29 protein-coding genes are annotated in these 26,680 nt (G+C 29.6%); all 29 read left to right on the forward strand.

Annotated elements, in window-relative coordinates; all coding sequences use genetic code 11:
* Window positions 1-11: 11 nt before the first annotated feature.
* The 29 genes from RCG18_RS18435 (at window position 12) to RCG18_RS18575 (ending at window position 26,543) form a co-directional block, all read left to right on the forward strand.
* Complete coding sequence (locus RCG18_RS18435) at window positions 12-326, forward strand: hypothetical protein (protein WP_308037488.1); 315 nt, start codon at window positions 12-14, stop codon at window positions 324-326.
* 156 nt (window positions 327-482) lie between these two features.
* On the forward strand, window positions 483-917 hold the full coding sequence (locus tag RCG18_RS18440) for a hypothetical protein (protein WP_308037489.1): 435 nt from the start codon (window positions 483-485) through the stop codon (window positions 915-917).
* 115 nt (window positions 918-1,032) lie between these two features.
* Window positions 1,033-1,692, forward strand: a complete 660-nt coding sequence (locus RCG18_RS18445) for a DUF1963 domain-containing protein (protein ID WP_308037490.1) — start codon at window positions 1,033-1,035, stop codon at window positions 1,690-1,692.
* Window positions 1,693-1,727: 35 nt separating this feature from the next.
* Window positions 1,728-2,306, forward strand: a complete 579-nt coding sequence (locus RCG18_RS18450; protein WP_308037491.1) for a hypothetical protein — start codon at window positions 1,728-1,730, stop codon at window positions 2,304-2,306.
* Window positions 2,307-2,346: 40 nt separating this feature from the next.
* On the forward strand, window positions 2,347-5,856 hold the full coding sequence (locus tag RCG18_RS18455; protein ID WP_308037492.1) for a DUF4132 domain-containing protein: 3,510 nt from the start codon (window positions 2,347-2,349) through the stop codon (window positions 5,854-5,856).
* Window positions 5,857-5,879: 23 nt separating this feature from the next.
* Window positions 5,880-6,383 (forward strand): hypothetical protein, encoded by a 504-nt coding sequence (locus RCG18_RS18460; RefSeq protein ID WP_308037493.1) that lies wholly within the window; start codon window positions 5,880-5,882, stop codon window positions 6,381-6,383.
* Between the two features lie 82 nt (window positions 6,384-6,465).
* The gene (locus RCG18_RS18465) at window positions 6,466-6,723 is read left to right on the forward strand and encodes a hypothetical protein (RefSeq protein ID WP_308037494.1); all 258 of its coding nucleotides are present in this window, start codon (window positions 6,466-6,468) and stop codon (window positions 6,721-6,723) included.
* Window positions 6,724-6,838: 115 nt separating this feature from the next.
* Window positions 6,839-7,261, forward strand: coding sequence for a hypothetical protein (locus tag RCG18_RS18470; RefSeq protein ID WP_308037495.1), 423 nt, complete (start codon window positions 6,839-6,841; stop codon window positions 7,259-7,261).
* Between the two features lie 47 nt (window positions 7,262-7,308).
* The gene (locus RCG18_RS18475; RefSeq protein WP_308037496.1) at window positions 7,309-7,446 is read left to right on the forward strand and encodes a hypothetical protein; all 138 of its coding nucleotides are present in this window, start codon (window positions 7,309-7,311) and stop codon (window positions 7,444-7,446) included.
* A gap of 42 nt (window positions 7,447-7,488) precedes the next feature.
* Complete coding sequence (locus tag RCG18_RS18480; protein WP_308037497.1) at window positions 7,489-8,046, forward strand: RNA 2'-phosphotransferase; 558 nt, start codon at window positions 7,489-7,491, stop codon at window positions 8,044-8,046.
* Between the two features lie 229 nt (window positions 8,047-8,275).
* The gene (locus RCG18_RS18485; protein WP_308037498.1) at window positions 8,276-8,854 is read left to right on the forward strand and encodes an HD domain-containing protein; all 579 of its coding nucleotides are present in this window, start codon (window positions 8,276-8,278) and stop codon (window positions 8,852-8,854) included.
* An 82-nt stretch (window positions 8,855-8,936) separates the two neighbouring features.
* The gene (locus RCG18_RS18490) at window positions 8,937-9,092 is read left to right on the forward strand and encodes a hypothetical protein (RefSeq protein ID WP_308037499.1); all 156 of its coding nucleotides are present in this window, start codon (window positions 8,937-8,939) and stop codon (window positions 9,090-9,092) included.
* Between the two features lie 31 nt (window positions 9,093-9,123).
* Window positions 9,124-9,513, forward strand: a complete 390-nt coding sequence (locus tag RCG18_RS18495; RefSeq protein ID WP_308037500.1) for a hypothetical protein — start codon at window positions 9,124-9,126, stop codon at window positions 9,511-9,513.
* 10 nt (window positions 9,514-9,523) lie between these two features.
* On the forward strand, window positions 9,524-10,186 hold the full coding sequence (locus tag RCG18_RS18500) for an SMI1/KNR4 family protein (protein WP_308037501.1): 663 nt from the start codon (window positions 9,524-9,526) through the stop codon (window positions 10,184-10,186).
* Between the two features lie 159 nt (window positions 10,187-10,345).
* Window positions 10,346-10,915, forward strand: a complete 570-nt coding sequence (locus RCG18_RS18505) for a DUF4303 domain-containing protein (protein WP_308037502.1) — start codon at window positions 10,346-10,348, stop codon at window positions 10,913-10,915.
* 95 nt (window positions 10,916-11,010) lie between these two features.
* Window positions 11,011-11,658 (forward strand): hypothetical protein, encoded by a 648-nt coding sequence (locus RCG18_RS18510; RefSeq protein ID WP_308037503.1) that lies wholly within the window; start codon window positions 11,011-11,013, stop codon window positions 11,656-11,658.
* A 132-nt stretch (window positions 11,659-11,790) separates the two neighbouring features.
* Window positions 11,791-12,480, forward strand: a complete 690-nt coding sequence (locus tag RCG18_RS18515) for a DUF4274 domain-containing protein (protein WP_308037504.1) — start codon at window positions 11,791-11,793, stop codon at window positions 12,478-12,480.
* Window positions 12,481-12,514: 34 nt separating this feature from the next.
* A complete protein-coding gene (locus RCG18_RS18520; protein ID WP_308037505.1) occupies window positions 12,515-13,156 on the forward strand; it encodes a hypothetical protein in 642 nt (213 codons plus the stop codon).
* 22 nt (window positions 13,157-13,178) lie between these two features.
* The gene (locus RCG18_RS18525) at window positions 13,179-16,583 is read left to right on the forward strand and encodes a DUF4132 domain-containing protein (RefSeq protein WP_308037506.1); all 3,405 of its coding nucleotides are present in this window, start codon (window positions 13,179-13,181) and stop codon (window positions 16,581-16,583) included.
* Window positions 16,584-16,641: 58 nt separating this feature from the next.
* Entirely contained in the window at window positions 16,642-17,361 is a 720-nt protein-coding gene (locus tag RCG18_RS18530) for an endonuclease V (protein ID WP_308037507.1), read from the forward strand.
* Window positions 17,362-17,425: 64 nt separating this feature from the next.
* Complete coding sequence (locus RCG18_RS18535; protein WP_308037508.1) at window positions 17,426-17,992, forward strand: hypothetical protein; 567 nt, start codon at window positions 17,426-17,428, stop codon at window positions 17,990-17,992.
* A gap of 92 nt (window positions 17,993-18,084) precedes the next feature.
* On the forward strand, window positions 18,085-18,819 hold the full coding sequence (locus RCG18_RS18540; protein WP_308037509.1) for an AAA family ATPase: 735 nt from the start codon (window positions 18,085-18,087) through the stop codon (window positions 18,817-18,819).
* 101 nt (window positions 18,820-18,920) lie between these two features.
* Entirely contained in the window at window positions 18,921-19,688 is a 768-nt protein-coding gene (locus tag RCG18_RS18545) for a suppressor of fused domain protein (RefSeq protein ID WP_308037510.1), read from the forward strand.
* Window positions 19,689-19,807: 119 nt separating this feature from the next.
* On the forward strand, window positions 19,808-19,990 hold the full coding sequence (locus tag RCG18_RS18550; RefSeq protein WP_308037511.1) for a hypothetical protein: 183 nt from the start codon (window positions 19,808-19,810) through the stop codon (window positions 19,988-19,990).
* A gap of 231 nt (window positions 19,991-20,221) precedes the next feature.
* Window positions 20,222-21,151, forward strand: a complete 930-nt coding sequence (locus tag RCG18_RS18555; protein WP_308037512.1) for a hypothetical protein — start codon at window positions 20,222-20,224, stop codon at window positions 21,149-21,151.
* Window positions 21,152-21,213: 62 nt separating this feature from the next.
* On the forward strand, window positions 21,214-22,089 hold the full coding sequence (locus RCG18_RS18560) for a helix-turn-helix domain-containing protein (protein ID WP_308037513.1): 876 nt from the start codon (window positions 21,214-21,216) through the stop codon (window positions 22,087-22,089).
* A 48-nt stretch (window positions 22,090-22,137) separates the two neighbouring features.
* Window positions 22,138-23,046: a hypothetical protein gene (locus RCG18_RS18565; protein WP_308037514.1), complete on the forward strand. Its 909-nt coding sequence runs from the start codon at window positions 22,138-22,140 to the stop codon at window positions 23,044-23,046.
* 760 nt (window positions 23,047-23,806) lie between these two features.
* Complete coding sequence (locus tag RCG18_RS18570) at window positions 23,807-24,574, forward strand: ABC transporter ATP-binding protein (RefSeq protein WP_308037515.1); 768 nt, start codon at window positions 23,807-23,809, stop codon at window positions 24,572-24,574.
* Entirely contained in the window at window positions 24,561-26,543 is a 1,983-nt protein-coding gene (locus tag RCG18_RS18575) for an ABC transporter permease (protein WP_308037516.1), read from the forward strand. The genes RCG18_RS18570 and RCG18_RS18575 overlap by 14 nt, the downstream gene beginning before the upstream one ends.
* Window positions 26,544-26,680 lie beyond the last annotated feature (137 nt).

Raw genomic sequence — 26,680 nt, forward strand, 5'->3', positions numbered from 1 at the left:
GGAGGTTATTTATGAGTATAAACGAAAATATTTGCCAACAAAAATTATTAGTCTCAAAGTTATCTATTGCTTCATTCATTTTAGCAGTGTTGGCATATGCTATATTAATTTTTATATTAATATTTAAGATATCTCTTAAAGCACTTTTGGCATTTGCACCTTTAATAATGCTTTTTTCATTAACAACTAGTTTAATATTATCAATCATAGATTTAAGAAGAAAAAATAGAAAGAAAATCCTTTCTATTATAGCAACCGTTCTTTCAGGTTTATATTTTTTATTTATAATTGGTGGAATAGCTGTTACTTTATTAATGCATAAATGATGTAGAAGTATTTATTACAGAGGAGTCAAAAGGAGCCACAACTTGTTTTAATCATGATGAAGCTATTGGAGATCATTGGATTGAAATGGTTATTGATGAAAAAGAAATTGAAAGCTTTGTAGTGAATGGATAATAATACAGGAAGTGATAAGTATTATGAGATATGAAAAAGAAATTGAATTTTTAAAATCTATAGAGCGATTAGACACGCCTCTAACTTTAGATCAAAACAAAAGAGAACTGTATTCTAAAAAGCAGATAGAAGAATTGAGAAAAGAACATCCTCAAATACCTGAAGATTATCTTGAGTATCTTTCAGAAATAGGTGCAGGCAGTTTTAGAGAAGAGTTTTGTACTATTTTTGGAGAACTATGTGAAATTGAGGATTTTTATGATGAGAGCCTTTTAGAATTTTTGGATTTCGAGGAGAGGGTAGTACAATTTGGGTGCGATCCTTCTGGTAAAGCTTTAGTTTTTTTAATTGATGAGAATTGGGAAGTAGGAGAAATTTGGGATGATGATTTGGGTAGTGTAGATCGAACTGGAAAAGCATTTTATGATTATATTTGTGAAGTAATAAATACACTCTGATAGTCAAAATTAATTGGTATGATGTAGAAGAATATGGACATGAACCAGCTTCAAGAGAGATTGCAGAAAAAGTATTTAAAATGAGAAAAGTAAATGATTTATAGGAGAAGAATACATGATAAAAAAATACTCAATAGATTTTATTGAAGAAAAGAAAAAAGTAGAAATGCCAGTAACTAAATTTGGGGGACAACCAATTTGGATAGATAAAGCTCAATGGCCTATTGATGAGGAAAATGGCAAACCAATGAGATTCATATGTCAAATAGAACTTTATCCTGAAATTTTTGGTGAGAGTAAATTTAAAATGGCTTATTTATTTGTTTCAAAAGAATGGAATAATTATGTTGTTATATGTCAGCCATCAAATACAAAAATAGTGACAAATGATATAGTTAAAGGTCCAACAATTTATAAAATGGTAGAAAAGAAGAATAGCTCATTTTTAGTTCCACAAGGTTGTGAGTTTACAGTTAACCTTATTTTAGGAGAAGATTATAATTTTGTTCATCAAAGTCCTTATTTTAAAGGTGATGAACTTGTTTTTGAAGAGAGTCCAGAAGATTACAATGAAATATTGGATGGAAATAAAATAGGTGGAACACCTCTTTTTCTAAACTGTGATGAGCTTCCGGAAGGAGATATGTGGAAGTTGTTATTACAATTAGATGCTACTAAACTACCATTTGAACTTAACTTTGGTGATGCTGGAATGGGATTTTTCCTTATAAATATGAAAGACAATAATTTGAAGTTTATTATAGAAAGTTGCTAATAAAAAATTAAAGAAATATAGAAAGGAAATAAATTATGAAAGATATTATTATGAATTTAAACTTTTCACAAGAAACAAAGGATTTTTTATGTAAAACAAAAATTGAAGTGGATGAATTTGAAGATATAAATATTAAATTTTTTAATAAGGAACGTGGATTTTTATGTGATGTGGTAGAGTGGACAAAGATAAATGATCATACACTAAATAATTTTAATAAGAAATTTGTATCAGAGTTCTTAGGAGAACTTGAAAAATTCAGAGCATATTATGTTATTGCTGACAACTTAGATAGTGGTAATTTGATAGCTATACAGGAATCCACAGGAGAAATTTATGAACTTGAACATGAAGTTATTGAAGAAGTTGTAGCATCTTTTGTGAATTCTTCTTTTGTCAAAATGTATGAAAGTATGAAATATTTTAAGGAAATGAAAAGTAAAATTATTGAATTTAGAGAACAGGAAAATATTGAGGAGATTGAGATGTTGCTTGAAAAAGCCAAAAAAGATCTTGTTTTAATAGATAATAAAGTAGTTATTAATGATGATGAGTATAATTGTCAGTTTTGGAATGGAATGATAGAAAGTTATAGAGAATGGTGTTTAGATTAAAAAAGATAGAATATAAAAATAAAGAGAGGGGTTAAGAATCATGGGGTTACAGCAACACTTAATAGAAAAAATAAGTAATGTGCTATTAGAACTCGGATTATCCAATGAAGTTATTGATAGTTTTGAAGCGTACATAGAAGGAACCTTAGAAGAACAGGGGTTTTTCAAAAGTCTTCCTAATATAGATATGGATAATTTAAATGCCGATGTAGCAGAACAAATGGTCAGTACCTATAAATCCTTAGATAAACATAAAGCTTATGATTATCTTTCAAAGTATATAAAAATATTATTTCAAATGGGAAAAGTATCTGTATTTTCAATTATAGATAAGACAACCTATTATTATGGAGATGAATATTGCAAAAGGTTTTTAAAATATAATATAAGTCCCTCATTTGTCATAGCATATTATGCTAAGTGCATTACTAGACAAGAACGTACCTTAGAACGAGGATTTATTAAGTTTTACGATAGTCTTTATGAGGAATACAAAAATGCATTTAAAGAAGCCTTTGCTATTAGTAAGATAAATGAACAAGCAATTATAGCAACTTATTTAATTCAGAAAGAAAAGGATAAAGAACTTTGCAGGTGGCTAGAAGAAGATATGGTTAATTCCATAGGAGCTCTATTCAATGATAAAATACCTTCTCAGGAAACAGACATTTTAGCGAAATACTTAAAAGTTGAGACTTCAGATTTAGAAGAAACAATAGAACTATTAAAAAGTAATAATAGCTTAGCTTCAAATATTAATACATATACTTTAAAATTCCTTATAGGAATCAGCTCTACTATATCTAATGAATCAGATATAGCAAATAGATTTATTAAATTTGCTATATTATTCGATTATGAGAAATCCTTTGATGGCTTATATAACTATCTTAAATATAATAGATATAACAAAATTACAAAATTTATGGACAAACTTCAAATTAAAAAAGAATTATATATTGCATGGATGGGAAATGCCAATTCTCTTAGATACCATGATTATACCTTTGAAAAGGAGTTAAAAGAAGAATTAGATAAAAATAAAGAAGAGTTCATAAAGGCTATTACAATGTGTAGTGGTATTAATAAAGCTTATATGGCTTCACTTCTTTGGCAAAAGGGAGAAGGGTTAGAATTCGTAGGTGAAGGAGAAGATGTTTTTATTCATGAATTTTCTGCGCTTATGGATAAAGTAAATATTGAAATAGATATTTATGAAAACTTTATTGAATATTTAAGAGGTAATATTTCTTTTGACAATATAAGCAAAGCATTACAAGGACTATTAGGAAAAAAAGATATGTATATATATAATTCTAATTTTTGTAAGGTCCTGTTTTGGTTAAAAGATGTATCTCCTATGTTTGAAAAAGCTATGAAGATATTCATTACTATAGGAAATCCGGACATATTAAGACACATATATGATGACTATAAAAAATTTAAAGGTATGAAAATTGGAGATGAAGATTTAAATTCTTTTATAGAATTATTGGATAGTTATGGAGCTTCAATAATGAATTATACCTCTTTCTTAGGAAACTATGCCTTTGGTAATTATGTTAAAGAAGTATTACGTAATCAATCAACAAGTATTATTGCGAAACTAATTGAAAAGGATGAAGAGCAGTTTATAGAAAATATACCTTATTGTCAGGCTGAAACAAGAGCAGGCTTTTTAGAAATATTATTTCAATATTGTGATGGGTCCAAAGGTGCAAAAGTTCTTATAGAGTATTTAGGAGATTCTTCAAAGATTGTAAGGGAGAAAGTCATAGAACTTTTAACTTTAAGTGAAAAAAGCCATGAGATGGTAATACCTAGTTTAAGTGCAAAAAAACAAGCAGTTAGGGAAGCAGCGGTAAGGATACTTTCCAAAAGCAGTAATGAAAAAGTAATTGAAGCATTAAATAAAGCCTTAGAAGTAGAAAAAAGTGAAAAAATAAAGGCACTTTTAAGAGAAGCTTTAAATGTAGAAAGTGATTTAGAAGAAAATAATGATGAACTAGGTATTTTAGAATACTGTAAAAAAGCTTTAAAGGGTAATAAAGCAGCAGGTTTGAAGTGGTTAGATTGCGATACCTTATCAAAAGTAAGATTTAAGGATAGTGAAAAGTTTGCAGAGGATGAAATTATAAAATATATGCTTATATGTTATTCTTCCTGCATTGAAATAGGTTTAAGTAGTGAAGCGAAAATGGTAAGTGAACTTTTAGATGCAAAAGATTTAGCAAAATTAGCTTTAGAAGTTTTTGAAAGATGGCTTAATAGCGGAGCAGAAAGCAAGAAAAAATGGGTGCTCCCTTTTGCAGCGGTTTATGGAGATTATGATGTGATTAGCGCATTGAAAAAGAATATAGAAGAGTGGGCAAAGAATTCAAGAGGGGCTATTGCTAGTGAGGCTGTAAAGGCTCTTGCGCTTAATGGAAGTAATGAAGCTCTTATAATAGTGGACAATATAGCAAGAAAGTTTAAATTTAAGCAGGTTAAAAATGCTGCAGCTACTGCACTTCAATTTGCATCCGAACAAATGGATATAGATATGGAAGAACTTTCAGATAGAATAGTTCCAGACTTAGGTTTTGACATAAAAGGAGAAAGAGTTTTTGACTACGGAGATAGAAAGTTTATTGTAACCCTTACTCCTGAGCTTACTTTAGATGTACAAGATGAAAGTGGCAAAAACTTTAAAAACCTTCCAGCACCAAATAAAAAAGATGATGAAACTAAAGCAGCAGAAGCTTCATTAGAATTTAAGAACTTAAAGAAACAGTTAAAAACAGTAGCAAATATACAAGCTATTCGTTTAGAGTTGGCGCTATCTAGCAATAGAAAGTGGACAAAAGAAGCATGGGTAAAGCTCTTTGTTGAAAATCCTATTATGCATCAATTTTCCATAGGTCTCGTATGGGGTATTTATGAAGACAATATTTTAACTGATAGTTTCAGATATATGGAGGATGGCAGCTTTAATACTAAAGATGAAGATGAATATGAATTAAAGAATGGAGTAGTAATAGGAATTGTTCATCCAATAGAATTAAGTAAAGAAGATATGGAATTGTGGAAAGAACAGTTTGAAAACTATGAAATTAAACAGCCCCTTGAACAGTTAAATAGAGAGATATTTACGGTTACTGAAGAAGAAAAAACTAATAAGAAGGTAGAACGCTTTGGAGGAATCATGTTAAATGGTTTATCTCTATTAGGTAAGTTAACTAGCTTTGGATGGAGTAGAGGGCCAATTGGAGATGGCGGCGGTTACTATACTTTTTACAAGGAAGATAGTACTTTTAAAATAGATGTTGAATTAAGTTTTAGTGGTGTAAGTGTAGGCTATGAAAATGAAGAAGTAACAGTATATGACTTAAGTTTTTATAAAGAAGGAACAGCATCAAAATATAGTTATATAAATGACAAAATGTATGAGCATAATGTTGTATCACCAGAGACACTGCCTAAAAGATTTCTTAGTGAGATTCTATATCAAATAAATAAGGCAACGGCTTCAAAAACAGGAACTAATGAGAATTGGAAGGAAGAGAAGTAGAGATTTTTAATGTGGAGGAATAAATGTCAAAGGATATTATCGAATGTAAGATTGACGAATTTTTAAAAGAGTTTGAAGGGATTAATTGGTTAAAATGTGCTGGTGATGAAAGTGATAGATATAGAGTTGTACGTTCTTTTACCGAAGCATGGGATGGTTGGAATGATAAAATGCTTAAAGTATGGCTCAAGGAAAGTGAAAATATAGAAAAAGTTGCAATGGACTCTATTGGGGATGAAGCTATTGATTTAATATTTGGCAGAATCGCTGAGGCAATGGGACCCAAAATTGCCGAGGGATTAGTAAAATTTAAAGATAGAATTGAAAACGCTGTGTTGGATAACGATACATGTGGATTAGATTATGAAATAATCGATTTTATAAAGCGAGATATGGCTTGGGCTTGTGTTGAGAGGATTACTGATAATATAGGATTTTTCAACAAAGTATTAGGAGTTTTGGTCGAAGGTCGCTGGGCATGTGCCTGGGAAGGAAACTATCCATCAGGGCGATTTGTAATAATGTGATAAGGAAGTCTTTTAATCCTAAAATGCTTAAAATCAATCCGTGTAGTATATGCTGCAGGATATATTTAAAGGAGAAACTTATATGGGAAGTATTGCTATAAAATTAGATCCATCAAAAATGGACAATCCAGATTTAGATTTAAGATATATAATACCAGATAAAAGTGAAGAGTTGACAAAAGGAGCAGTTAAAGATGATGGATATGACTATTCGTCTGATGGAACAAATTCTATTATTATTTTTCTAAGTAGTGAAGATCCTAAAAAATATGTAAATGAAGTTTTAGATATTTTAAGAAATGAAGATTTTTGGACAATAATATTTATGAAGTTGGTGTAATAGCTATTGATGATGGAGATGGATTTAAAGTAATTCATCCTAGTAATTATGAGGGTAATTTTGATTTATAGAAGAATAAGAGTAAGTAAAGATTATTTAAGAAGGAGTAGAGAAAATGGGAAAATATATAGATAAAATGGGCATCTTTGAAGATTTCAATTTTAAATTGGTAGTGCTTGATGCTTTGTTAGATAAAAGCCCATCTTTTCAAAAAGAGTTAGGATCACTGATTGAAAAGTATACGCAAAATTATGAGTGGTATACAGGAGCAGGACCTATTAAAGAGATGCTGGAATTTTTTTCTGAGTTATATATTGAGCAAAAGGATTTAGATAAGATTACAGAATTGTGCTTTGATGGTGGTAATGAAATCTACAGTTATATACAACCTGATTGGGATGGGGAAGATTTTTTCTTTGATATTCAATCCATAAAGGGATTTGAACATATTAAAAATTTAAAATCTGTAGAGTATATCAGTATGGTGGATGAAGAAGTTTTAGAACCAATGAAAGAACGAGGGATTTCTATAAAATAATGAATGTAGAGATAGTTATTAGAAAGTTATAAAGAGTGGTGTTAAGAGTGAAAAAAGATCTTTTAGAAAAGATTGAAAAGCAAGGAGGATTTAGGCCTCCATATAATAGAGATATTTTAGTTTCTGTAGAAGATTTTTTTGAAGATAATAATGTAATAGTTGGTTTAATTGAAAATTCAAGATAAGAGCATAATACACACTAGATACTAGAAGGATGTGGAAACTATATGATAAGTAAACGAGATATGAAATTTAGTAAATTTATAAGCTTAGTATTAAGACATAAACCTGAAATAATAGATTTACATATGGATGAAGAAGGATATGTAAGAGTAAATAAACTTATTGAAGGCATGAATAAAAATGGTATGGATATTACAAAACGGGACTTAGATAGAATAGTTGCTGAAGACAATAAGCAAAGATATTCTTATAATTTATCTAATGATGAACCCAGAATTAGGGCTAATCAAGGTCATTCTATTCAAGTAAATCTTAATTTGAAGCCAGTGGTTCCTCCTGCAGAATTATACCATGGAACAGCTAAGAGATTTCTTAATAGTATTCTTAAAGATGGCATAAAAAAGGGCAGTAGACAATATGTGCATTTATCAAAAGATATTAAAACAGCTACAAAAGTTGGTGCTAGGCATGGTGAAGTAGCAGTATTAAGAATAGATTCTTATAACATGATTAAGGATGGTTATGGGTTTTATTGTTCAGAAAATGGTGTTTATTTAACAGACAATGTACCAACCCAATATATAATAAACAATGAAAATTAATAATTTAAATTAAGTAAAAGAAGAAACTTAGTGAATATAGTAAATGATTTGATGTTTTCAAAAATTAATGAAAAATGTGTAGCTAGATCTAGGGGGAGGTCAAGAGATGAATTTAAAAGTAAGTAATTTAATGCTGGATTTAGAAAAATTAGATAATAGATATAAGTGTTATACAACTTTTTATATTAAAATTATAGGACAAACTATATATTAAGCGAGGTAGAAATATATGAATACAAGACAACTTATCAATATAATGTCTGTTGCAGAAAAATTAAAAAATAATACTCGTCATTCATGGACATCATCTCATCGTCACGAAAGTGTTGCAGAACATAGTTGGCGTTTGTCTTTGATGGCGTACTTGATAAAAGATGAGTTTCCAAACGTTGATATAAACAAAGTTATTCTAATGTGCATATTTCATGACTTAGGTGAAGCTATTACAGGGGATATTCCCGCTTTTAACAAATCGAAATGTGATGAAATTGTTGAGAGCGATGCAGTTTCTCAACTACTGTGTAGTTTACCGCAGCCATATAAGGCAGAATTATCTGATCTGTTCGTAGAAATGAACGAACAACAAACGATAGAAGCTAAAATTTATAAGGCACTTGATAAGATGGAGACACTAATTCAACATAATGAAGCGGAGATATCAACATGGATTCCGCTTGAATATGAGATGAATCTGTCATACGGAACAAAGGAAGTTGATTTTTCAGATTATATGAAAGAATTAAAGCAAACCATATATAAGGATTCCATACAAAAAATAAAGACTGCAAAAGAATCCAAAGATTTTTAAAGGAACAAAAACTAATTTAATAAGTAATTATTATGGCACATTTTTCTTAAGTCGTGTATACATAACACATGAAGGAAGAGCGTTGCAATTTGGATGCGATCCTTCTGGTAAAGCTTTAGTTTTTTTAATTGATGAAAACTGGGAAGTAGGAGAAATTTGGGATGATGATTTGAGCACCATAGAGAGAACCGGAAAAACATTCTACGATTATATTTGCGAAGTAATAAATGCGTTTTGAGAGCTAAATATATGAGGAGGTAGCAACAGTTATGTTAAGAAAAGAATTACAACCACCCTCAATTAATAATGAGTTATATGAACCCATGGACTTTCATGATTATATGGCAGCCGTATCACTTGAGGATTTGGCCAAAGAGGTATCCTTACCTAACCCTCTAATAGTTAGAGATATAACTGTTGAAGAGGCAGCTAAAATAATAGATATGATTGCTGAACTTAAATCACCAGAAGGAATGGAAGAAGTTGAAGAAGTATACCCATATATAAATTATTACATAGAGCTATTGGAGAAAAGTATACCACACAATAATATTTCAGATTTAATTTATTGGTATGATGTTGAGGAATATGGACATGAACCAACAGCAAGAGAAATCGCAGAAAAGGCATTTAAGGATAAAAACGAAATCATAATGTAGACAAGTATAATTGAAAGTATTCAGTAGTAAAAATAATACGGGTAAAGTAAAATACGAAACCTTAATAAATATTTACAACGGTAATCCTGTGTATAAAGAAGAGGTGAATTATAAAAACATGCAAAAGCTATTGGAAATTTTAGATAAACATTTGAAGCTATCAAGACCGGATTTTTATTCAAAGCTTAATGTGCCATTGAAAGAAAATGAAATACAGGCTTTAGAAGAACAATTTAGTATTACATTACCTGCTGACCTAAAAGCTTTATATCAATGGAAAAATGGACAAAATGCTCAGTGTTATGATTCTTTTGTAAATAATTCAATGTTTATGACCTTAGAAGAGGCATTGGATGATGCTAAAGAGATGACTGAAATGATTGGTTTTGATTTTGAAATTGATAATTGGTGGAATGAAAACTGGATACCTTTATTCCATAATGGCGGTGGAGATCATATTTGTTATGACATGGGTGGTACTTTTACTGGTCAGAAGGGACAATTAATTGAGTTCTGGCATGCAGACAATGATAGAAATGTTATTGCACCAGATTTGAAATCTTTCATTGAAGCTATAAATCAGTTTTATGGAACAAAACCAGTAATGGAGTTTGATGAATATTTTGAAGTAGATAATATAAAAGATTTTCCTAAAAGATTTTATCTTGAATAGGAAGTACTATATTTAATTGTAGGAAGTTTTTAAAATATAATTTAAGCCCAGCTTTTGTTGATGATGGACAGAAAGAATTATAAACAAATTTGTATTATATGAGAAAAAGTAAACTGGTTGGAGGAAGAAGAATAATTGGATTGAAGGGAGATAAACTTAATGCAATCAGAATTTAATTTCCAAAAATTCAAAGAGGAAGTCATTTTAGCTACAAAGAAAGCTTTTTTAGAAATTATGGATGAATACAAAGATTCTATAGTATATGCATTCTCACTAACTTGTGATTCATCTGTTAGATCTATAGGGGTTGTAGCAAATACAAAAGAAGCATTAGAGGAACAAATAGAAGATGAAGAAGATAGGTATTATTATAAATTTTGTGAGCAAGAATGGGAAATATGGGATGCTGCAGATAATGAATTTCAAGAGATTAGAAATACTTTAGTAGAATTCCAAGAAAATAATAAAGATAAAATAAGTGACTCAGAAACATGCATATATACAGAATTTTTTGATGAATTTAGAGAAAAGATTTTTGATATATGTGTACAAGCTTTAATAGAAATAAAAGAAGAGAAATTCTTTGAAGATAAGTGTAAGAAAAGTATTGCCATTAATTTTATGGTACCAGAGTATTTAGATGAAGACTATTCTATAGAAGTTTTCAGTAAACTGAATAATGGGATAGTAGTGGAAGAATATAAAGAGCATATTGAAGATTTTATGTAGTATATAAGAAGAATGAAAAGATTAAAAGTTAGGTAAATTAACACTTATAAAATTATTTAAGTGGGTATTATACTAAGTTTAGGAGATGATTTTTTATGCTTAAAATTAGTAAGGATGGAGAAGAGGTTTATTGGGATAAGGTTGTTAACTTAGGTGTTATGGGTAGGTTTGATAGTATCTGTATAGATTTATATGGATGTGAAATTGCGGGAGTGCAAGATGATATGTCAGAAGAAGAGAAATTCTCGAGAATTTCAAAATACTATGGAGATAGATTTAAAGAATTAGAAGCAGATGTAAACTACATAAATGAGCAATTTTTAATGTGGATTATAACTCATCTATGTGATATAGAATATCCTTTTTGGGAGTTTGGATTTAAAGATAAAGATAGTAAAAAGTATCCAGATTACATAGTTGAAGAAGAAATGGAAAAGTTTGAAGATGAAAATGGACAAGTAATGCACGATTTGCAGAATCCAAGTTCCATTTATAAAAAAATACAGGAATATAATGTGTATACCAATAAAGATAATTTAACCAGCTATGAAATAGTAGCTAAATATTTGCCAATGCTTGATTTTAAAAAACTTGTAGATACAATTGAAGCTGACAGTCTTGATACATACGAAGAGGAAATACATTTTCAAGTTAGCAGTGAGGTCTGCGGTGGTCTGCTGCTTTGTGCTACCTATGGAACTATATATGAAAACAATAAGTTAGAAGTTACACATAATTGTTAAGTGAAGGTAAGAATGAATATGGAAATAGGAAGCGTGAAATATAGAAAAGTATTTACTAGCTTGGAAAGTTTATATATAATTATGTGCTTTTTATACTAATTAACATTAATTTCTATTAAGGAGATACTTATTATGAACATATTTGAAACAATAAAAAATAAATCTATAAAACAATTAAGAGAAGTAATTGCAAGTGATAATATAAATAGTAAAGATCAATATGGGCGTACACCGTTACATTATGCTATAGTACAAAAAGTCCCTATCGAGTTGTTTCAAGAATTAATAGATTTTGGTGCAGATATTAGTATTGAAGATAAATTACATGAAACAGTAATTCATAAGGCAATTAAGTTTAAAAATAAACAAGCTATACAAATATTAATAGATAGTGGAGTGAAGTTAAATCATCCTTTAGGTATAAAATATACTCCTTGGTTTAGTGCTAGACATTTGCCAGAAATAGCAGATTTAATGTTAAAAACTGAAGAGGCTATTCGTTTGACACTAACGAAGGAAGAAGAAAATATTATTGAGGAGTTATTAGATTTAGACGCTTCAGAGTTAGAGTGGAATTTCCAAAGATTAAATACTCCAGAATTGCTTCATGGGTTTGTATTAAACTTTAATTGGGATGATGATATCGAACCAATTGAAAAAATATTACACAACCCACTTTGTAAGGAAATTACTGCAATTGAAATGTTTGAATTAGCAGATGGACGTTATTGGTTAGAACATAAAATTGTTAAAAATAAATATGACAAACAATTTATTAAATTTATAGATGATATTTTGAAAAAATTTCCACAAATAAAATAATTTTGAGACGGGTTTAGGAAAGAGGTAATATAAAATGATCTTAATTGATGAGATAAAAGAAAAGCTAGAAATACTTAAAAAGGAAACCGAAAAGATTGAAGAATTTATTAATTTTAGGATTTTTAGTTTACATGAATTAAAAGAAGGTCAAGTAGGATATAGTATTGATTCAAGTGGTAATTCTTTAGTTTCAAATGAAGAGGGTTCATGGAAGGGTGAATGGATTGTAATAGGTTATGAAGTATTGTGCGGAGACCCTATTATTATTGATACTAAGGAAGTTGGATTCCCAATATTTACATTAATGCATGGAATGGGTGAGTGGAATCCAGGAAGTTATTTGTCTGAGTCAATAGATAAATTTATAGATGAAATTAATAAAATAAATAAATTTATTTCTGAAAGGACTATGTTAAATACTACTCCAAGAGTTACATGTAAGAGTTTAGATAATTTAATAGATGAAATAATTGAAGAAGATGAAGATGGTGATGTTGACAACTGGAAATCTATGCTTTATCCGATTTACAAGTCTACCAAAGAGTATGAAGATGCTATTACTAAAAAAGTAAAAATGATGTATGAAAATAATATGAAAATTAAAGATATATCAGCTGCATTAAATATGTCGATACAAGATACTTATATATATTTAAAAAGAAAAATAGAAGAATAAAAAATACAAGAGGAGAAAATATATGGACGAACTATTAAACTTACTAAAAGTTAACCTTTGCAATTGTTCTTTAAAGGATGGAGAAGTTCAGAAAATTAAAGAATATATTGAAAACGGAGGGGCATTGGAGTATAGCAATAACTACCAATACAATATAAGCCCTCGTGGAGGTCAGTATAAGATACAAGAGAAGTTATGGGAACTAATGGATAGTTTTATGAGTGATAAAGATATTTTTAAAAGGCTTTTAAATGTATTTTTTATTATAGGTGAAGATAGCCTTTTTAAAATGTTATATAGCAGATTTTATTCTATCAGTAAAATTTTAAATTACTTAAAATCCATGGATAACAAAGAAAGATTTTTATTATGGATTATAAAAGATAATTCAAATTACTCCATTTATTCAGATTATGTGAGAGAAATAATTGCAGTTTCTGAAGAATTAATAAAGGAAGATAGGTCGATACTTTCAAAAGCTTTTTTGCTATCAGAAGATGATTTTATAAAAGTGGTATTCGCTATTATAGCGGTTAAAAATTCTTGTGATTTACCTGAGGATGGAGAAAGTTTTGTAAAAGCCTATCTTGGTGATATTAATAATATAAATAAATACTTAAAAGATAAGCAAATAGCTTTAGTTAAGTTCTTGTACTATGCTCACAGTGAAAGTGAAGAATTTGTACATATTGTCACTAATATAGTTAACAACAGTCATAACAAGAGAAATATATTTGATGAATGGATAAGATTCATTAATGCATATGATTCTAAAGCTAATGCTTATGATATTGCAAAAGCTTTTGATATTGACAAGAGATTATATGTGATTAGATTAATAAATCTATATATTAAAGATGAAAATAAGAAGGTACTTAAAGAGATAAATGAAAGAATAAAAGAAATACCATTAGTTTTCAGAGAAAGTTTAGAGTTTATTAATAAGAGCAATCTTGAAGATGTGGAAAGACTTACACTTGCTTCTTTTATTTACAATCATTCAAAAGAAGATAAGGATTTAAAAAAGCTTAATCAATATATTGGACAAGTTTTAAGTGGATACATATATTTCTGTAGAGATTCTGCTGAAGTATCTCTATTAGAAAAAACTAAGGCTTTACAATATGTATTAGAAGGAAAAAATAAAGATTGTATAAATGAATATACTGCTAAAGCTGAAAATGTAGAAGGTGCAGGGCGTTTATGGAGTTTTCATGCTCTTTGCTTTAAATTAATTTATTCTATAAATGAAACTAGAGAAATTATGTATAGGTTTTTAGAGTTTACTCTTAAAGCTGGAAGATATTCTTTATCAGCATCTATTATAGATAAATTAATAGAAAGTCAATCTATAAGTTATATAAGTTTTGCTAAAGAACTTACAACTAAAGATATAAGTGAAAAACATTTGATTTTAGCAGCGGATAGAGCTCTAAATGAATATAATTTTAGAAGTCAATCAAAGGTTATAGAATATTTAAGTAAGTTGTGTTCAGAGGAAAATACAGAGCTTATAAATAATATTGATACATTAAATATCAATGTGAAAGAAATAGTACTTGAAAAACTATTTAATGTAAATAATGAAAAGTATGCTCCTATTCTTATTAAATATCTATCTGATAATTCTAAAATTATAAGAGATAAGATGGTAACCCTTCTCAGCTCTTATGAAGGCTGTAAAAAAGAAGTATTAAATGAGTTAAAGAGTAAAAAGTTAGCAGTGAGAGAAGCAGTTACTAGGATTCTCACAAACTTTGACATGAGAGATTCAGTTAAAGAGCTTCAAAAGTTTGCAGACTCAGAAAAGAATGAAAAGGTTAAAGTATTATTATTAAATATTATAAATGCGGATTATTTAGATAATGAAATACTTGAAACAGCTGAAAGTATAAGTAGGTATTGTACTGAAAGGCTGAAGAAGACCGCCTATACTGCGCCAGAATGGATTCCTGTAAGTGTACTTCAAGATATAAGATATGAGGATGGAAAAGTAGTATCAAAAGATGTAATAACTTATTTAATAAGCAAATACTCTTTAGAAAATATTGTGGAAAGAAATCTAACAGCAGAAAAGGTAATTAAAAAATGTAATAAGCATGATTTAGATCAGCTTGGAAATGAGATTTTAAACCTTTGGATTAATAATGGTGCAGATACAAAGCAAAAATGGATTTTAGGATTAGTTTCAGCAGTAGGCGGCTTCAATGTTATTAATGAATTGAAAGCTCAAATAGATATATGGTCTAAAAATTCAAGAGGAGCTATTGCTTGTGATGCTATAAAAGCTTTGGCGCTAAATGGAAGTGATCATTGTTTAATAGTAATAGATACAATAGCAAGGAAATTTAAGCACAAACAGATTAAAAAAGCGGCGGAAGAGGCTTTTGTCTTTGCAGCCCAAATGTTTAATTTAACAGAGGAAGAACTGGAGGATAAAATAGTACCGGGTTTAGACTTTAATAAAAGAGGAGAAAGGGTATTTGATTTTGGCAGCAGAAGCTTTACAGTAACTTTAAATTTGGATTTTTCTTTAAAAATTGTAGATAGTAGTGGCAAGACAATTAAAACCTTACCAAAACCAAACAAATCTGATGATGAGTTAAAAGCTAAAGAAGCATCAGATGAATTTAAAGATCTTAAAAAGCAAATTAAAACTGTAGTTTCTACTCAAACTTTAAGACTGGAAATGGCTCTTTCAGCAAATAGAATCTGGAAGAAAAAAGATTGGGAAAATTTATTTGTAGAAAATCCTATTATGCATAATTTCTCTCTTGGATTAGTGTGGGGAGTGTACGTTGAAGGAGAATTAAAGAATACTTTTAGATACATGGAAGATGGTACTTTTAATACAAAGGATGAAGACGAATATGAACTTACAGAAGATTCTCTTATAGGACTTGTACATCCTTTGGAGATGAATCAAGAGACATTAAACACTTGGATACAGCAATTTGAGGATTATGAAATAGAACAACCTTTCCTTCAGCTTCACAGAAAGGTTTATAAGGTAAATGAAAAAGAGAAGGAAATGAAGTCAGTAGAACGTTTTGGAGGCACAAAAATTAATGGACTTTCATTAGTGGGTAAACTTACTAAAATGGGTTGGTATAGAGGCTCTGTGCAAGATGGTGGGGGATACTATCAGTTCTATAAAGAAGATGAAAAAATAGGCATTGGTGCAGAACTTTCTTTTGAGTGGCTTTCTGTTGGTTACGAAAATGAAGAAACCATTATTTATGAGTTGACTTTCTATAAGGCTAATACAGTTGAAAGAGGAAGTTATGTTTATGATGAAATAAGTGAGGAAAATATTATTATTCCATCAAAAGTACCAGAAAGACTTTTTAGTGAAATACTTTATGATGTAGATAGAACTTTAGAAGCTAAAACTGGTTTCATTGCTAATTGGAAGCTAAACAGATAGAAGGATTTGAAAAGATAGTTTAGCTGAGCATAAATTTATTAAGAAGGAGCTAATTTTAGTGAAGGTAAATTATATTCATGATTTTAATCAAAAGACAGAAGAAGAATTTTTAAATATACAAAATAGTTTAAAAGAGAAAATTAATATTATAAATAAAATAGATTTAGAAAACATAAGAGTGTGTGCAGGAATAGATATTGCCTATTGGGAAAAAAACAATGAAACCTTTGGAGCTTGCAGTATAGTAATTATTGATTTTCAAACTAAAGAGGTGCTAGAAAAAGTTTATAGTGTTGGGAAAATATCTGTTCCTTATGTTGCAGGATTCTTAGCTTTTAGGGAATTACCTTTAATATTAGAAGCTGTAGAGAAAATTACGGTTGAGCCAGATGTTTTTATATTTGATGGCAACGGATATCTTCATCATAACAATATGGGTATAGCTACACATGCAGGCTTATTCTTAAATAAGCCCACTATGGGAGTAGCAAAGACATATTTAAAAATAAATAAAGTAGATTTTATTATGCCAGAAAATGAAGTAGGAGCATATACAGATATAATTGTAAATCAAAAGGTTTATGGACAGGCTGTAAGAACTAGTAAAAATGTAAAGCCTATATTTGTTTCTTGTGGTAATAACATAGACATAAATAGCTGCTATGAAATAGCAATGAAATTATTATCTAAAGACAGCAGGATACCTGTTCCAACAAGACTTGCTGATTTAGAAACGCATGTTTTGAGAAATAAGTTTTGTGATGAAAATATAAGATGAATAACTTATGTTGTTTGAGCAATTAAAAAGTAAAAGATGTTTTATTAAGGAGAAGCTATATAAAATGAGTGAACATATAGAAATAAATTTAGATGATATACAATGGAAAGAAAAATTAACAACATTAATTAGCCAAGAAGAGGAGGTCATTTTTCCTATTAAATGTAGTGGTAAATTTATTAATCAAACATTAACACCAACTTTAATTGTAAGTGATTTTAATAAGGAAAAAGAACAAATAGTAGAGGATACCCTTAGGTTTATTTCAGAAAACTTTAACGCAATTTATGAAAATATGTTAAAGTCTTTAGTTAAAAGCTTTAAAAATTGGGATATATACGATGCTAATAACAAAAAAGATTACTATGTAAGCACAGAAGAAGACTTAGATAAAATGCGTTATGAGGGTAATTTTATTAGTCAAATAATAGTTAATTGTAATGAATTAGAAGATGGTTTTGCATATTATTCTTTTAAGCTTGAATTTAATTATTGCAGGTTTGGTTTTGAAGATGGAATAGAAGCGGTTATGTATAAAGATAAGGTTATATTCTGGGCTGATGGAAATAGTATGGAATACATATATTCTTTTAAGGAAATATTGGAATCAGGTAATCATTATCCAGTTTAGTAGATTATTTATGGCTTTTATACTTAATGAAAAAGAACATTAATTGCATTAGTGTTTTTTTTAGTAAAGTGAATTGGAGGATTAATTTGTAAGTGGAAAGATTTAAATTAAATCAATATTTAAGAACGGTAAAGCTTTGTAGAGAAAATATAAGTTCATTTTCTGCATATCCATTTTCGTTGGAAGCAGTACGGAATTTATCCACTTTAGATTTTCATCCCAAAGTAACATTTATTGTAGGGGAGAATGGTACAGGAAAATCGACCATACTTGAAGCAATTGCTATAGCATATGGATTCAATCCTGAAGGTGGAACAAAGAATTTTAACTTTTCAACTATGAATACTCATTCAGAGCTATGTAACTATTTAAAATTGATAAAAGGTGTTAAAATGCCGGAGGATGGCTTTTTTCTAAGAGCAGAAAGTTTCTATAATGTTGCAACTAAAATCGACGAATTAGGAGTTGTAGGATCCTATGGAGGTATTTCGCTGCATGACCAGTCACATGGAGAATCCTTCATATCATTATTTATTAATAAATTTAAAGGAAATAGCTTGTATATTTTAGATGAGCCAGAAGCTGCTTTATCACCATCAAGACAAATGACCATGCTTGCAAGAATGCATGAATTAGTTGAGGAAGGTTCTCAGTTTATAATTGCTACACATTCGCCTATTATAATGTCTTATCCAGATGCTGTAGTGTATGAATTAAAAGATGGATTTAAAGAAGTAGCATATAAAGATACTGAACATTTTCAAGTTATGAAGCAATTTGTAAATAATACCGAAAAAATATTGGAGATACTTATGAATTCATATTGAAATGTTGTGTTCAAAGGATGAATGGGATACCTAAGATTATTATGCAAATAAGAAATAACAATAGGTAAGTTATTTTTATATAAATTTAAGGGGGAATTGTTATGTGTAAAGAAGATAAAGATGAAGTACAAGCTATAGGATGGCAAGCAATTGATGATGCGTTAAAAAATATATATGAAAATCAAGAGCCTAAACATTATGGTACAATGATACCTTACTTCTTAGGTGGGAATGACCCTTTACAAGGAATAAGTGCTTATGAAAGGAAGGAGCCTATTCCACATTGGCATATTGTTACATATGGATTTTCAGAGCTTTATGAGAAAGAATGGGAAGATCCAGATTACAGCGGGTATGGATTTGAACTTACTTTTAGAGTTAAAAAACAAGACTCAGATACTGAACCACCAAACTGGGCGTTAAACTTTCTTCAGAATATTGCAAGATACGTATTTTCAACAGGAAATTATTTTAAAGCAGGACACTATCTAAATGCAAATGGACCAATTGCTGCTGGAACAGATTCGTTAATAGGAGCTATAGCTTTTGTTGAAGATTCAGAATTACCAGCTATGAATACACAAAATGGAAGAGTTGAATTTTTACAGATAGTAGGAATAACTGTAGATGAGGAAGATGCAATAAAGTGTTGGAATAGTACTGAAGTTTTAAGGGTATTTTCTAAATATATGCCTCTATACATAACTGATTTGAACAGGGATTCTTTATTAAATAATGAAGAGATAAAGATATTAATAGAAAAAGGTGCTGAAAAAGACGGATCAAGTACAGCAACATTATTTAACGATAAGCTTTTTGGAAAGAGAGCAAAGGATTATTTACCGGGAAAAGTTATGAAATTACTATAGGGGCACACCAAGCTGAAACAATAGGAAAAGTTTTAAAAGGCCGCATTCTAAAGGACAGATCCTTAACGCTTATTGGCAAGGAAAGCAATATAATTATTACTTATTCTAAAAAGCCAGCGGTGAAGGTTGATGAAAATGATTTAGAACTTATGATAAGCAAAGAAACAGCACTTGAAATAGCTTCGGAATTAATTCCAAAGGAAAAAAGTTTTACTTTAAATACAATGAAAAAGGTAAAGTTTAATATAGAGAAAACAGAAATAAGGGATCAAGAAGGCAAAGTAGTACAAGTTATTGGTTAAAATTAATGCATTTATCCGATGACTACCCGCTCTAATACTCCCGCGCACTCTGTGAAAGCAACTGTCACCAAATCGGAGAATTTGGGACATCTGCTTTTCTCCAAGCGGGAGTAAAGAGCGGCTACGTCACTGGATAACGATTTCTAAGCATCAGGTGGAGTTAAAACTCCATCTGATGCCAAGAACTCTGTTTATGGAAGGGTATAACTTTATTTAATAGGTGGTGGTAAAATGTATTTTTTGAGGTTTACTAAGAAGGACCAAGAATACATTCATAATTTAAATCAGTGGATATTGGAAGGGTATAAAGAAGATTTTTCTTCTATAGAAGAAAAAATTGAAAAAAGCTATTGTAAGCCACTTAGTTTAGCAATTGAAGAATTCAAGGCTAGAAAAGAAAACGTTGAAAGGTTTAAATCTAGGTTAATGCATATATTATATTTTGCTGGAAGTGATATTAAAGCTCAAGGAATGCTTGACAGAATGTTATTAGGAGCCATCGATAGGCAAATTTCTGGTATATATACAAGAGGAAGATTGGCATACATTAAAACTAATATAAAAGATTTTGAATATGATTATGCTGATTGTTTGCATTGTTATGATATTATTGATGCACTTGCTGTAAGAGATTTTAAAGTTATTGAAAAATATATTTTAAGCATACCAGGACCAGCAAAAGAGGGACATAAATTTTCAATACTGCTTTGTAATTCTTTATATAGCATTTTAAAGAAAGATGACAAGGAGATGAGTATAGCCGCAGAAAATATTAAAAAATTTAATGAAAAATCGGTTTTTGATAAGGCTTTAATAAGTTCTATGTTGGCTATAATTTATGAAGACTTTGCTGAATTAGAAGCCAATATAAATATAATGTTAAAAAACAATAAGAAAAAGTTTAGTAGTGATGGGGAACAAAAATATATTTGTCTCACTGCTCATGGAGTTATAAATTTAGCAGAATATTTACATGGGGATTCAAATTTGAATTTTGTAAATGATATAAAAAGCCAATATTGGGATTTAGAGTTTTACAATGCTGTAAAAAATAATAATGATAATTTAAAAGATTTTTATGATTTTACATATATGAATTCAATTTTACAAAATTGGATTGCAGATTTACCTATAAAAATAAAATTAGAAGATTTGATGTAGAAAACAATATTTTTAATGTATTTGTAAAAGAATATAACTCTATTTAACAGGTGGTGAAATAGGTGCAAGAGCTATCAAATTTATTTAAGCCAATAACTGCTAACATATTAAATAAATCAAATACCTATATCGAAATTATGCCTTGTAATGAGTTAAGACCTTATATTAGGTGTTTTTGGGGCAGTCCTGAACCTTACAGAAATAAAGAATCAATTGTAAGTGATTTGAGCGGAAATTTAGTGATTCCAGATTGCTGTATGGACATTATCTTCGATATAGATTACTGTAATAACAAATTAGACAATCTGTTTTGCAGTATAAACGATGCTCCTTTCTATACAGCAGAAGTGAAAAAATCATCTATAGTTTCTACTTTTGGTATTCGCTTTAATTTTTGGGCTGTCCACTTGTTTTCAGATAAAGATTTACCTAAAACTTGCAATGAATTTTCAGAGGTAGATAAATATTTTAGAAGTTTAAAAAAGGATATAGAGAACATAGTTATTAAATACCATAGCATCAAAGAAAGAGTATATCATGTAGAAAAGTTACTACTTAGAAAGCTTTATAACAAGTCTTTTAGTAACAGTAACTTATTAAATGGAGTATATCATATTTTACAAGCCAAAGGTGCAACAACAATCTTTAATATTAGCCAGTATACCTGTGTCAGCTCACGCCAATTAGAACGTATCTTTAGAGGATACATAGGGATAACTCCTAAAAAATGCTGCAGCTTAGTTAGGTATCAAAATATATGGAAGGACTTAGTCTATAAAAGAAACTTAAGTTTTAGTGATATTACCTACAATTATGGCTATTCAGATCAAGCTCATATGATTAATGATTTTAAAAAATATCATGGCAGCACTCCATCAAAATCTATTGAGGAGTTAGATAAAGAAATGTCGCATTTTTACAATACCAAAATAGATTAAGTAAGTAAACTAAATTCATAGTACAAAATAGAATTTGTGAGGTGCGCTATGGAAAAGTTACAAAAAACTCAAATGGAAAGTATACAGAAGCATATATTTAGTAATGCTAGAGCTATTGAAAAAGCAAAATGGAATTACCTTTTTAATAATGGAAGTAAGAAAGCCATAGTATCAGAGTTAGTTAAATATCAAAATAGTGATGGTGGTTTTGGAAATGGACTAGAAGCAGATATTTTGTTACCAGCATCATCAAGCATAGCATCTACAGAAGCGATTCTTATTGCATATGCTTGTGACCTTAACTGTGGAGAGCCTTGGTTTAAAAACTTGCTAAGTTACTTTGAAAGGACCATTAAAAAAACACCGTCCTTTTGGGAGAAGGTGCCAAAGGAAGTGGATAACTTTCCACATGCGCCTTGGTGGGCTTATGCAGTTGACACTAAGTTTAGTCCTAATCCTTGTGCTGTTATCGCTTCAGCTTTTATTAAATATGGAAATGATGGACAAAAGTCTTTGGGTTATGAAATAGCAGCTAGATGTATAGAGTTTTTAAATAGCAATGAACCTTGTGATGAACATGATTGCTATTGTATGCAGGAATTGTTTATAGTACTCAAAGAATTAAACTCTACTTTAATTGATGATATAGCTATAAAATCTATGGAAAGAAGAATACTAAATTGTCTTTGTACTGATGAGAGTAAATGGACAGAGTATGTGCCACAGCCTTTGAATTTAGTAGATTCACCTGAATCACAATGGTATAAGCTAGTCGAGCCTTTTGTGGAAAAAAACTTGTCCTTTTGGTTTAATACCTTGAAGGAAGATGGCTTTTGGAGTCCTAACTTTTCCTGGGGAGTAGATAGTGAAACAGCTAGGAATGTTACAAAAATTTGGATTTGTTACATAGCTGTAGAGAGAGTGAAGATTTTAAAAGCTTTTGAACTTATAAAATAAATTGTAAAAGTTACCAGTATATAATAAACATAATGAGGTTACTATAATAGCATAGGGTATGTAGCAGTTGAGCGAAGATTCATATATGCTTTGAAAGAGGTATATATGAATCGACCAAAGATTATATGTAGGTTATTTTATAATAGCTTATATATAGTCAGAGGGAAGATTCTATATTGTGGGGAAAAGCTTTTATATAGTCTATATTAGACTATATAAAGGTTCCAACTTATAATACAGAGTCGAGCTAAGATTATATGGAGTGTTGAGATGATTACATATAGCCGAGAGGTTATATATAGTTGTGTAAATATTTTATATAGTCGAAGAAACCATTATTATAGGTAATAAACTGCTTTATTATGATGGGAACATCATAGTATGGTAATAGATGTTATCTATAGTGGTGCAACTTAGATTATTACGTGCTCTATTATGAAAGAACTGTAAGTGGATTTTTAACCATTAATCTGCTTATGGTTCTTTTTATTTAGGCTCTGTTAAAGAATGATGTAGAGAACATATGCATATTTTGGCACATAGGTAAGATAGAACGAAATAGTTTACATTGTATATATTAAAGGAACATATTAGTATGTAGGATAAATGGACGATAGAACAAACACAAGAAATTATATAAGTTTAAATCATGGGTAAAATTAAGATGAAATTAAGATCATTTTAAATTCAGCTTAATACCATACATATACAATCTAACTGAAGTTAAATTTAATAATCTTGCAAACAGGAGGCTATTAACATGAATATAATGGAAGTTAGAGATGTAAAAAAAGTGTATGGTTCAAAACAGGGTGGAAGTGAATCAAAAGCCCTGAATGGAGTGAGTTTCTCCGTTCACAATGGAGAATTCTTAGGCATTATGGGACCTTCAGGATCAGGTAAATCAACATTGCTAAATGTAATATCAACTATTGATAGTCCAACCTCTGGTACAATTTCATTAAGAGGGAAAAGTTTTTTAAATCTTAATGAAGATGAGCTATCAATATTTAGGAGAAAACAGCTTGGATTTATTTTTCAGGATTATAATCTTCTTGATACTCTAACCTTAAAAGAAAACATTATTCTACCACTCTCTTTATCAAAGGTAGATGTTGGATCTATGGAAGCAAAATTAGAAAAAATCAGTTCTATTTTAAGTATTGAGAATATCTTAGAAAAATATCCTTATGAGGTTTCAGGAGGTCAAAAGCAGAGGGCAGCAGCTGCAAGAGCCATAATAACGGAGCCAGAAATAGTTTTTGCAGATGAGCCTACAGGAGCACTAGATTCAAAATCTTCAACAGAACTTTTAGACAATCTTTCCTTATTAAATAGGAATAATAAAGCAACAATTGTCATGGTAACTCATGATGCTTTTGCAGCAAGCTATTGTGATAGAATAATATTTATAAAAGATGGAGTACTTCATACTGAGATTGAAAAAACAAAGGGCAGAAAAGATTTCTACAATGAAATACTCAGCACTCTTTCTGTAATAGGAGGTGTTGAAAGTGACATTATTTAATCTTGGAGCAACCAACGTAAAACACAATTTTAAAAGCTATCTTTCCTATTTTGTAAGCACATTAACCTCAATTTTTATTCTTATGATATTTTATTCTATGTATTACAGTCATCAAATACAATTATTTAGTTCAAGTAGGATTAAGGTAGGTGCAATTTTTAAAGCATCAGCTTTTGTAGTTATAATATTTTCAGCTATTTTTACATGGTATTCAAACAGCTTTTTTATAAAAAATAAAAAGAAAGAAGTTGCCATATACTCACTGCTTGGTATGAAAAAAAAGGAAATAGGTATGCTAATGTTCTTCGAGAATATTTTTCTAGGTATACTTGCATTAATTGTTGGTGTGCCTTTAGGAGCTATTACTTCTAAGTTCTTTTTAAAAATACTTGCTATGTGTATGAAATCAAATAAACCTATACAGTATAACTTTGATATTAGAGCTGTAGGTATGACAATCTTTATTTTTATGATTATATTCTTAATAAATTCTATAAAAGCCTATGGAATAATATACAAGTTTAGGCTTATAGAACTTCTACATGCAGCTAAGGAAGGAGAGAAGAAGCCTAAATTTTCTAGAGTTTTAGCATTATTATCATTAATAATGATGCTCAGCGGATATATTGGTATGTTAAAAATAAATCTGGAGTCTGGTGGAGTCCAAATGTTGTACAAGGGCTTTTTTATAACACTGCTTGTTGTTGCAGGAACATACATATTGTTTAACAACCTAATAATTTATATCTTCAAGCTAGTTCAGAAAAATAAAAAAGTGTATTATAAGGGAGAAAATCTAATAGGAGCATCTCAAATAATCTACAGAATTAAAGGGAATTCTAATCTTCTGGCAACCATAGCTGTTATTTCCGCTGTTGCTATTACTGCATTGTGCTTTGCCTTTAGTCTTAATATGTCCCTTGATAAAATTGCACCAAGTGGATGTCCGTTTTCAATAATGTATCAAAGCGGAAGTGAAGAATTAAATAAAAAAGTTGAAGTTGTTATTAATAATCATAAAGAGATTAAAACAACTTGTAAAACAGATATTGTAATGATAAATGGAAGTGGGCTTACACAAAAATATAAGGGTCCTTTTGAAAAAGATTTAAAGGCTCCTTTTGATATGTTTGTAATATCAGCCTCTGAATACAAAAATATTTTAAATGATTCAGGTTTTAATGATGGTACAGATGTTGTAGATAGAGCTAAGGATATTAAAATTGATAAAGAAAATCAGTGTTTCTTTATTGAAGTAAGCACTTTAGCTAAAGGAAGAGGAAGATTAACTGGTGATGAGCTTAATGCAACTATTGGTGGAAAAGCCTATAAATTTGATATATCGGATTCAGATATAAAATGCGTTTTGGGAGCTAAATTTCAAAAAGCAACTATAGTAGTACCAGATACATCTTTTAAAAAGCTTTTAGCTGAGAATAGAAATAATTTAACTGTCATAAGGGCTTATAATTTTGATAATCCACTAAAAAGTGAAAATGTTGTTAAAGAACTTACTAAAATGATGCCAAAGGACAGGATTTTTTCTTCTTATTATGATATGTATACAGAAATGCACACTCTATATGGAAGCTATGTATTTATAGGTGCATTCTTAGGAATTCTCTTTGTTGTTTCTACTGGAAGTATAATGTATTATAAACAATTAACAGAAGCTTATGAAGATAAAAATAGATACTCTGTACTTTCAAAAATAGGGTTAACTAAAAAAGAAACTTTAAGGATTGTATCAAAGCAATTGGGATTTATTTTTATAATGCCACTTTTATTTGGTATCCTTCATAGTATATTTCCACTTATGGCCTATATGAAATATCTCTGCGGCTTTTCAATATCACAGATGGAATGGATGGGGATGACAATGGGAGTATATGCAGCAATTTATTTATGCTTTTATCTTCTTTCTGTTAAATCTTATATGAAGGTCATAACAAAAAATGATGTGTATTAATTACAAGGTATAAAATTGACTTGATGAGGAAAAGTACAATTATTTTTTTGAGAAATGAGTTTGCAAAAGAATAGAAACCAGAGTGCCTAATTTAATATTATAAGTAATCTGGTTTCTGTTCTGTTATTTTATTACTA

The organism is Clostridium sp. OS1-26 (assembly GCF_030915445.1).
Classification (GTDB): domain Bacteria; phylum Bacillota; class Clostridia; order Clostridiales; family Clostridiaceae; genus Clostridium_AM.

Excerpts from the sequence above, each read along its gene's own strand:
- RCG18_RS18435 (WP_308037488.1), top strand. The coding sequence starts at position 12 with ATGAGTATAAACGAAAATATTTGCCAACAAAAATTATTAGTCTCAAAG.
- RCG18_RS18440 (WP_308037489.1), top strand. The coding sequence starts at position 483 with ATGAGATATGAAAAAGAAATTGAATTTTTAAAATCTATAGAGCGATTA.
- RCG18_RS18445 (WP_308037490.1), top strand. The coding sequence starts at position 1,033 with ATGATAAAAAAATACTCAATAGATTTTATTGAAGAAAAGAAAAAAGTA.
- RCG18_RS18450 (WP_308037491.1), top strand. The coding sequence starts at position 1,728 with ATGAAAGATATTATTATGAATTTAAACTTTTCACAAGAAACAAAGGAT.
- RCG18_RS18455 (WP_308037492.1), top strand. The coding sequence starts at position 2,347 with ATGGGGTTACAGCAACACTTAATAGAAAAAATAAGTAATGTGCTATTA.
- RCG18_RS18460 (WP_308037493.1), top strand. The coding sequence starts at position 5,880 with ATGTCAAAGGATATTATCGAATGTAAGATTGACGAATTTTTAAAAGAG.
- RCG18_RS18465 (WP_308037494.1), top strand. The coding sequence starts at position 6,466 with ATGGGAAGTATTGCTATAAAATTAGATCCATCAAAAATGGACAATCCA.
- RCG18_RS18470 (WP_308037495.1), top strand. The coding sequence starts at position 6,839 with ATGGGAAAATATATAGATAAAATGGGCATCTTTGAAGATTTCAATTTT.
- RCG18_RS18480 (WP_308037497.1), top strand. The coding sequence starts at position 7,489 with ATGATAAGTAAACGAGATATGAAATTTAGTAAATTTATAAGCTTAGTA.
- RCG18_RS18485 (WP_308037498.1), top strand. The coding sequence starts at position 8,276 with ATGAATACAAGACAACTTATCAATATAATGTCTGTTGCAGAAAAATTA.
- RCG18_RS18495 (WP_308037500.1), top strand. The coding sequence starts at position 9,124 with ATGTTAAGAAAAGAATTACAACCACCCTCAATTAATAATGAGTTATAT.
- RCG18_RS18505 (WP_308037502.1), top strand. The coding sequence starts at position 10,346 with ATGCAATCAGAATTTAATTTCCAAAAATTCAAAGAGGAAGTCATTTTA.
- RCG18_RS18510 (WP_308037503.1), top strand. The coding sequence starts at position 11,011 with ATGCTTAAAATTAGTAAGGATGGAGAAGAGGTTTATTGGGATAAGGTT.
- RCG18_RS18515 (WP_308037504.1), top strand. The coding sequence starts at position 11,791 with ATGAACATATTTGAAACAATAAAAAATAAATCTATAAAACAATTAAGA.
- RCG18_RS18520 (WP_308037505.1), top strand. The coding sequence starts at position 12,515 with ATGATCTTAATTGATGAGATAAAAGAAAAGCTAGAAATACTTAAAAAG.
- RCG18_RS18525 (WP_308037506.1), top strand. The coding sequence starts at position 13,179 with ATGGACGAACTATTAAACTTACTAAAAGTTAACCTTTGCAATTGTTCT.
- RCG18_RS18535 (WP_308037508.1), top strand. The coding sequence starts at position 17,426 with ATGAGTGAACATATAGAAATAAATTTAGATGATATACAATGGAAAGAA.
- RCG18_RS18545 (WP_308037510.1), top strand. The coding sequence starts at position 18,921 with ATGTGTAAAGAAGATAAAGATGAAGTACAAGCTATAGGATGGCAAGCA.
- RCG18_RS18555 (WP_308037512.1), top strand. The coding sequence starts at position 20,222 with ATGTATTTTTTGAGGTTTACTAAGAAGGACCAAGAATACATTCATAAT.
- RCG18_RS18565 (WP_308037514.1), top strand. The coding sequence starts at position 22,138 with ATGGAAAAGTTACAAAAAACTCAAATGGAAAGTATACAGAAGCATATA.
- RCG18_RS18570 (WP_308037515.1), top strand. The coding sequence starts at position 23,807 with ATGAATATAATGGAAGTTAGAGATGTAAAAAAAGTGTATGGTTCAAAA.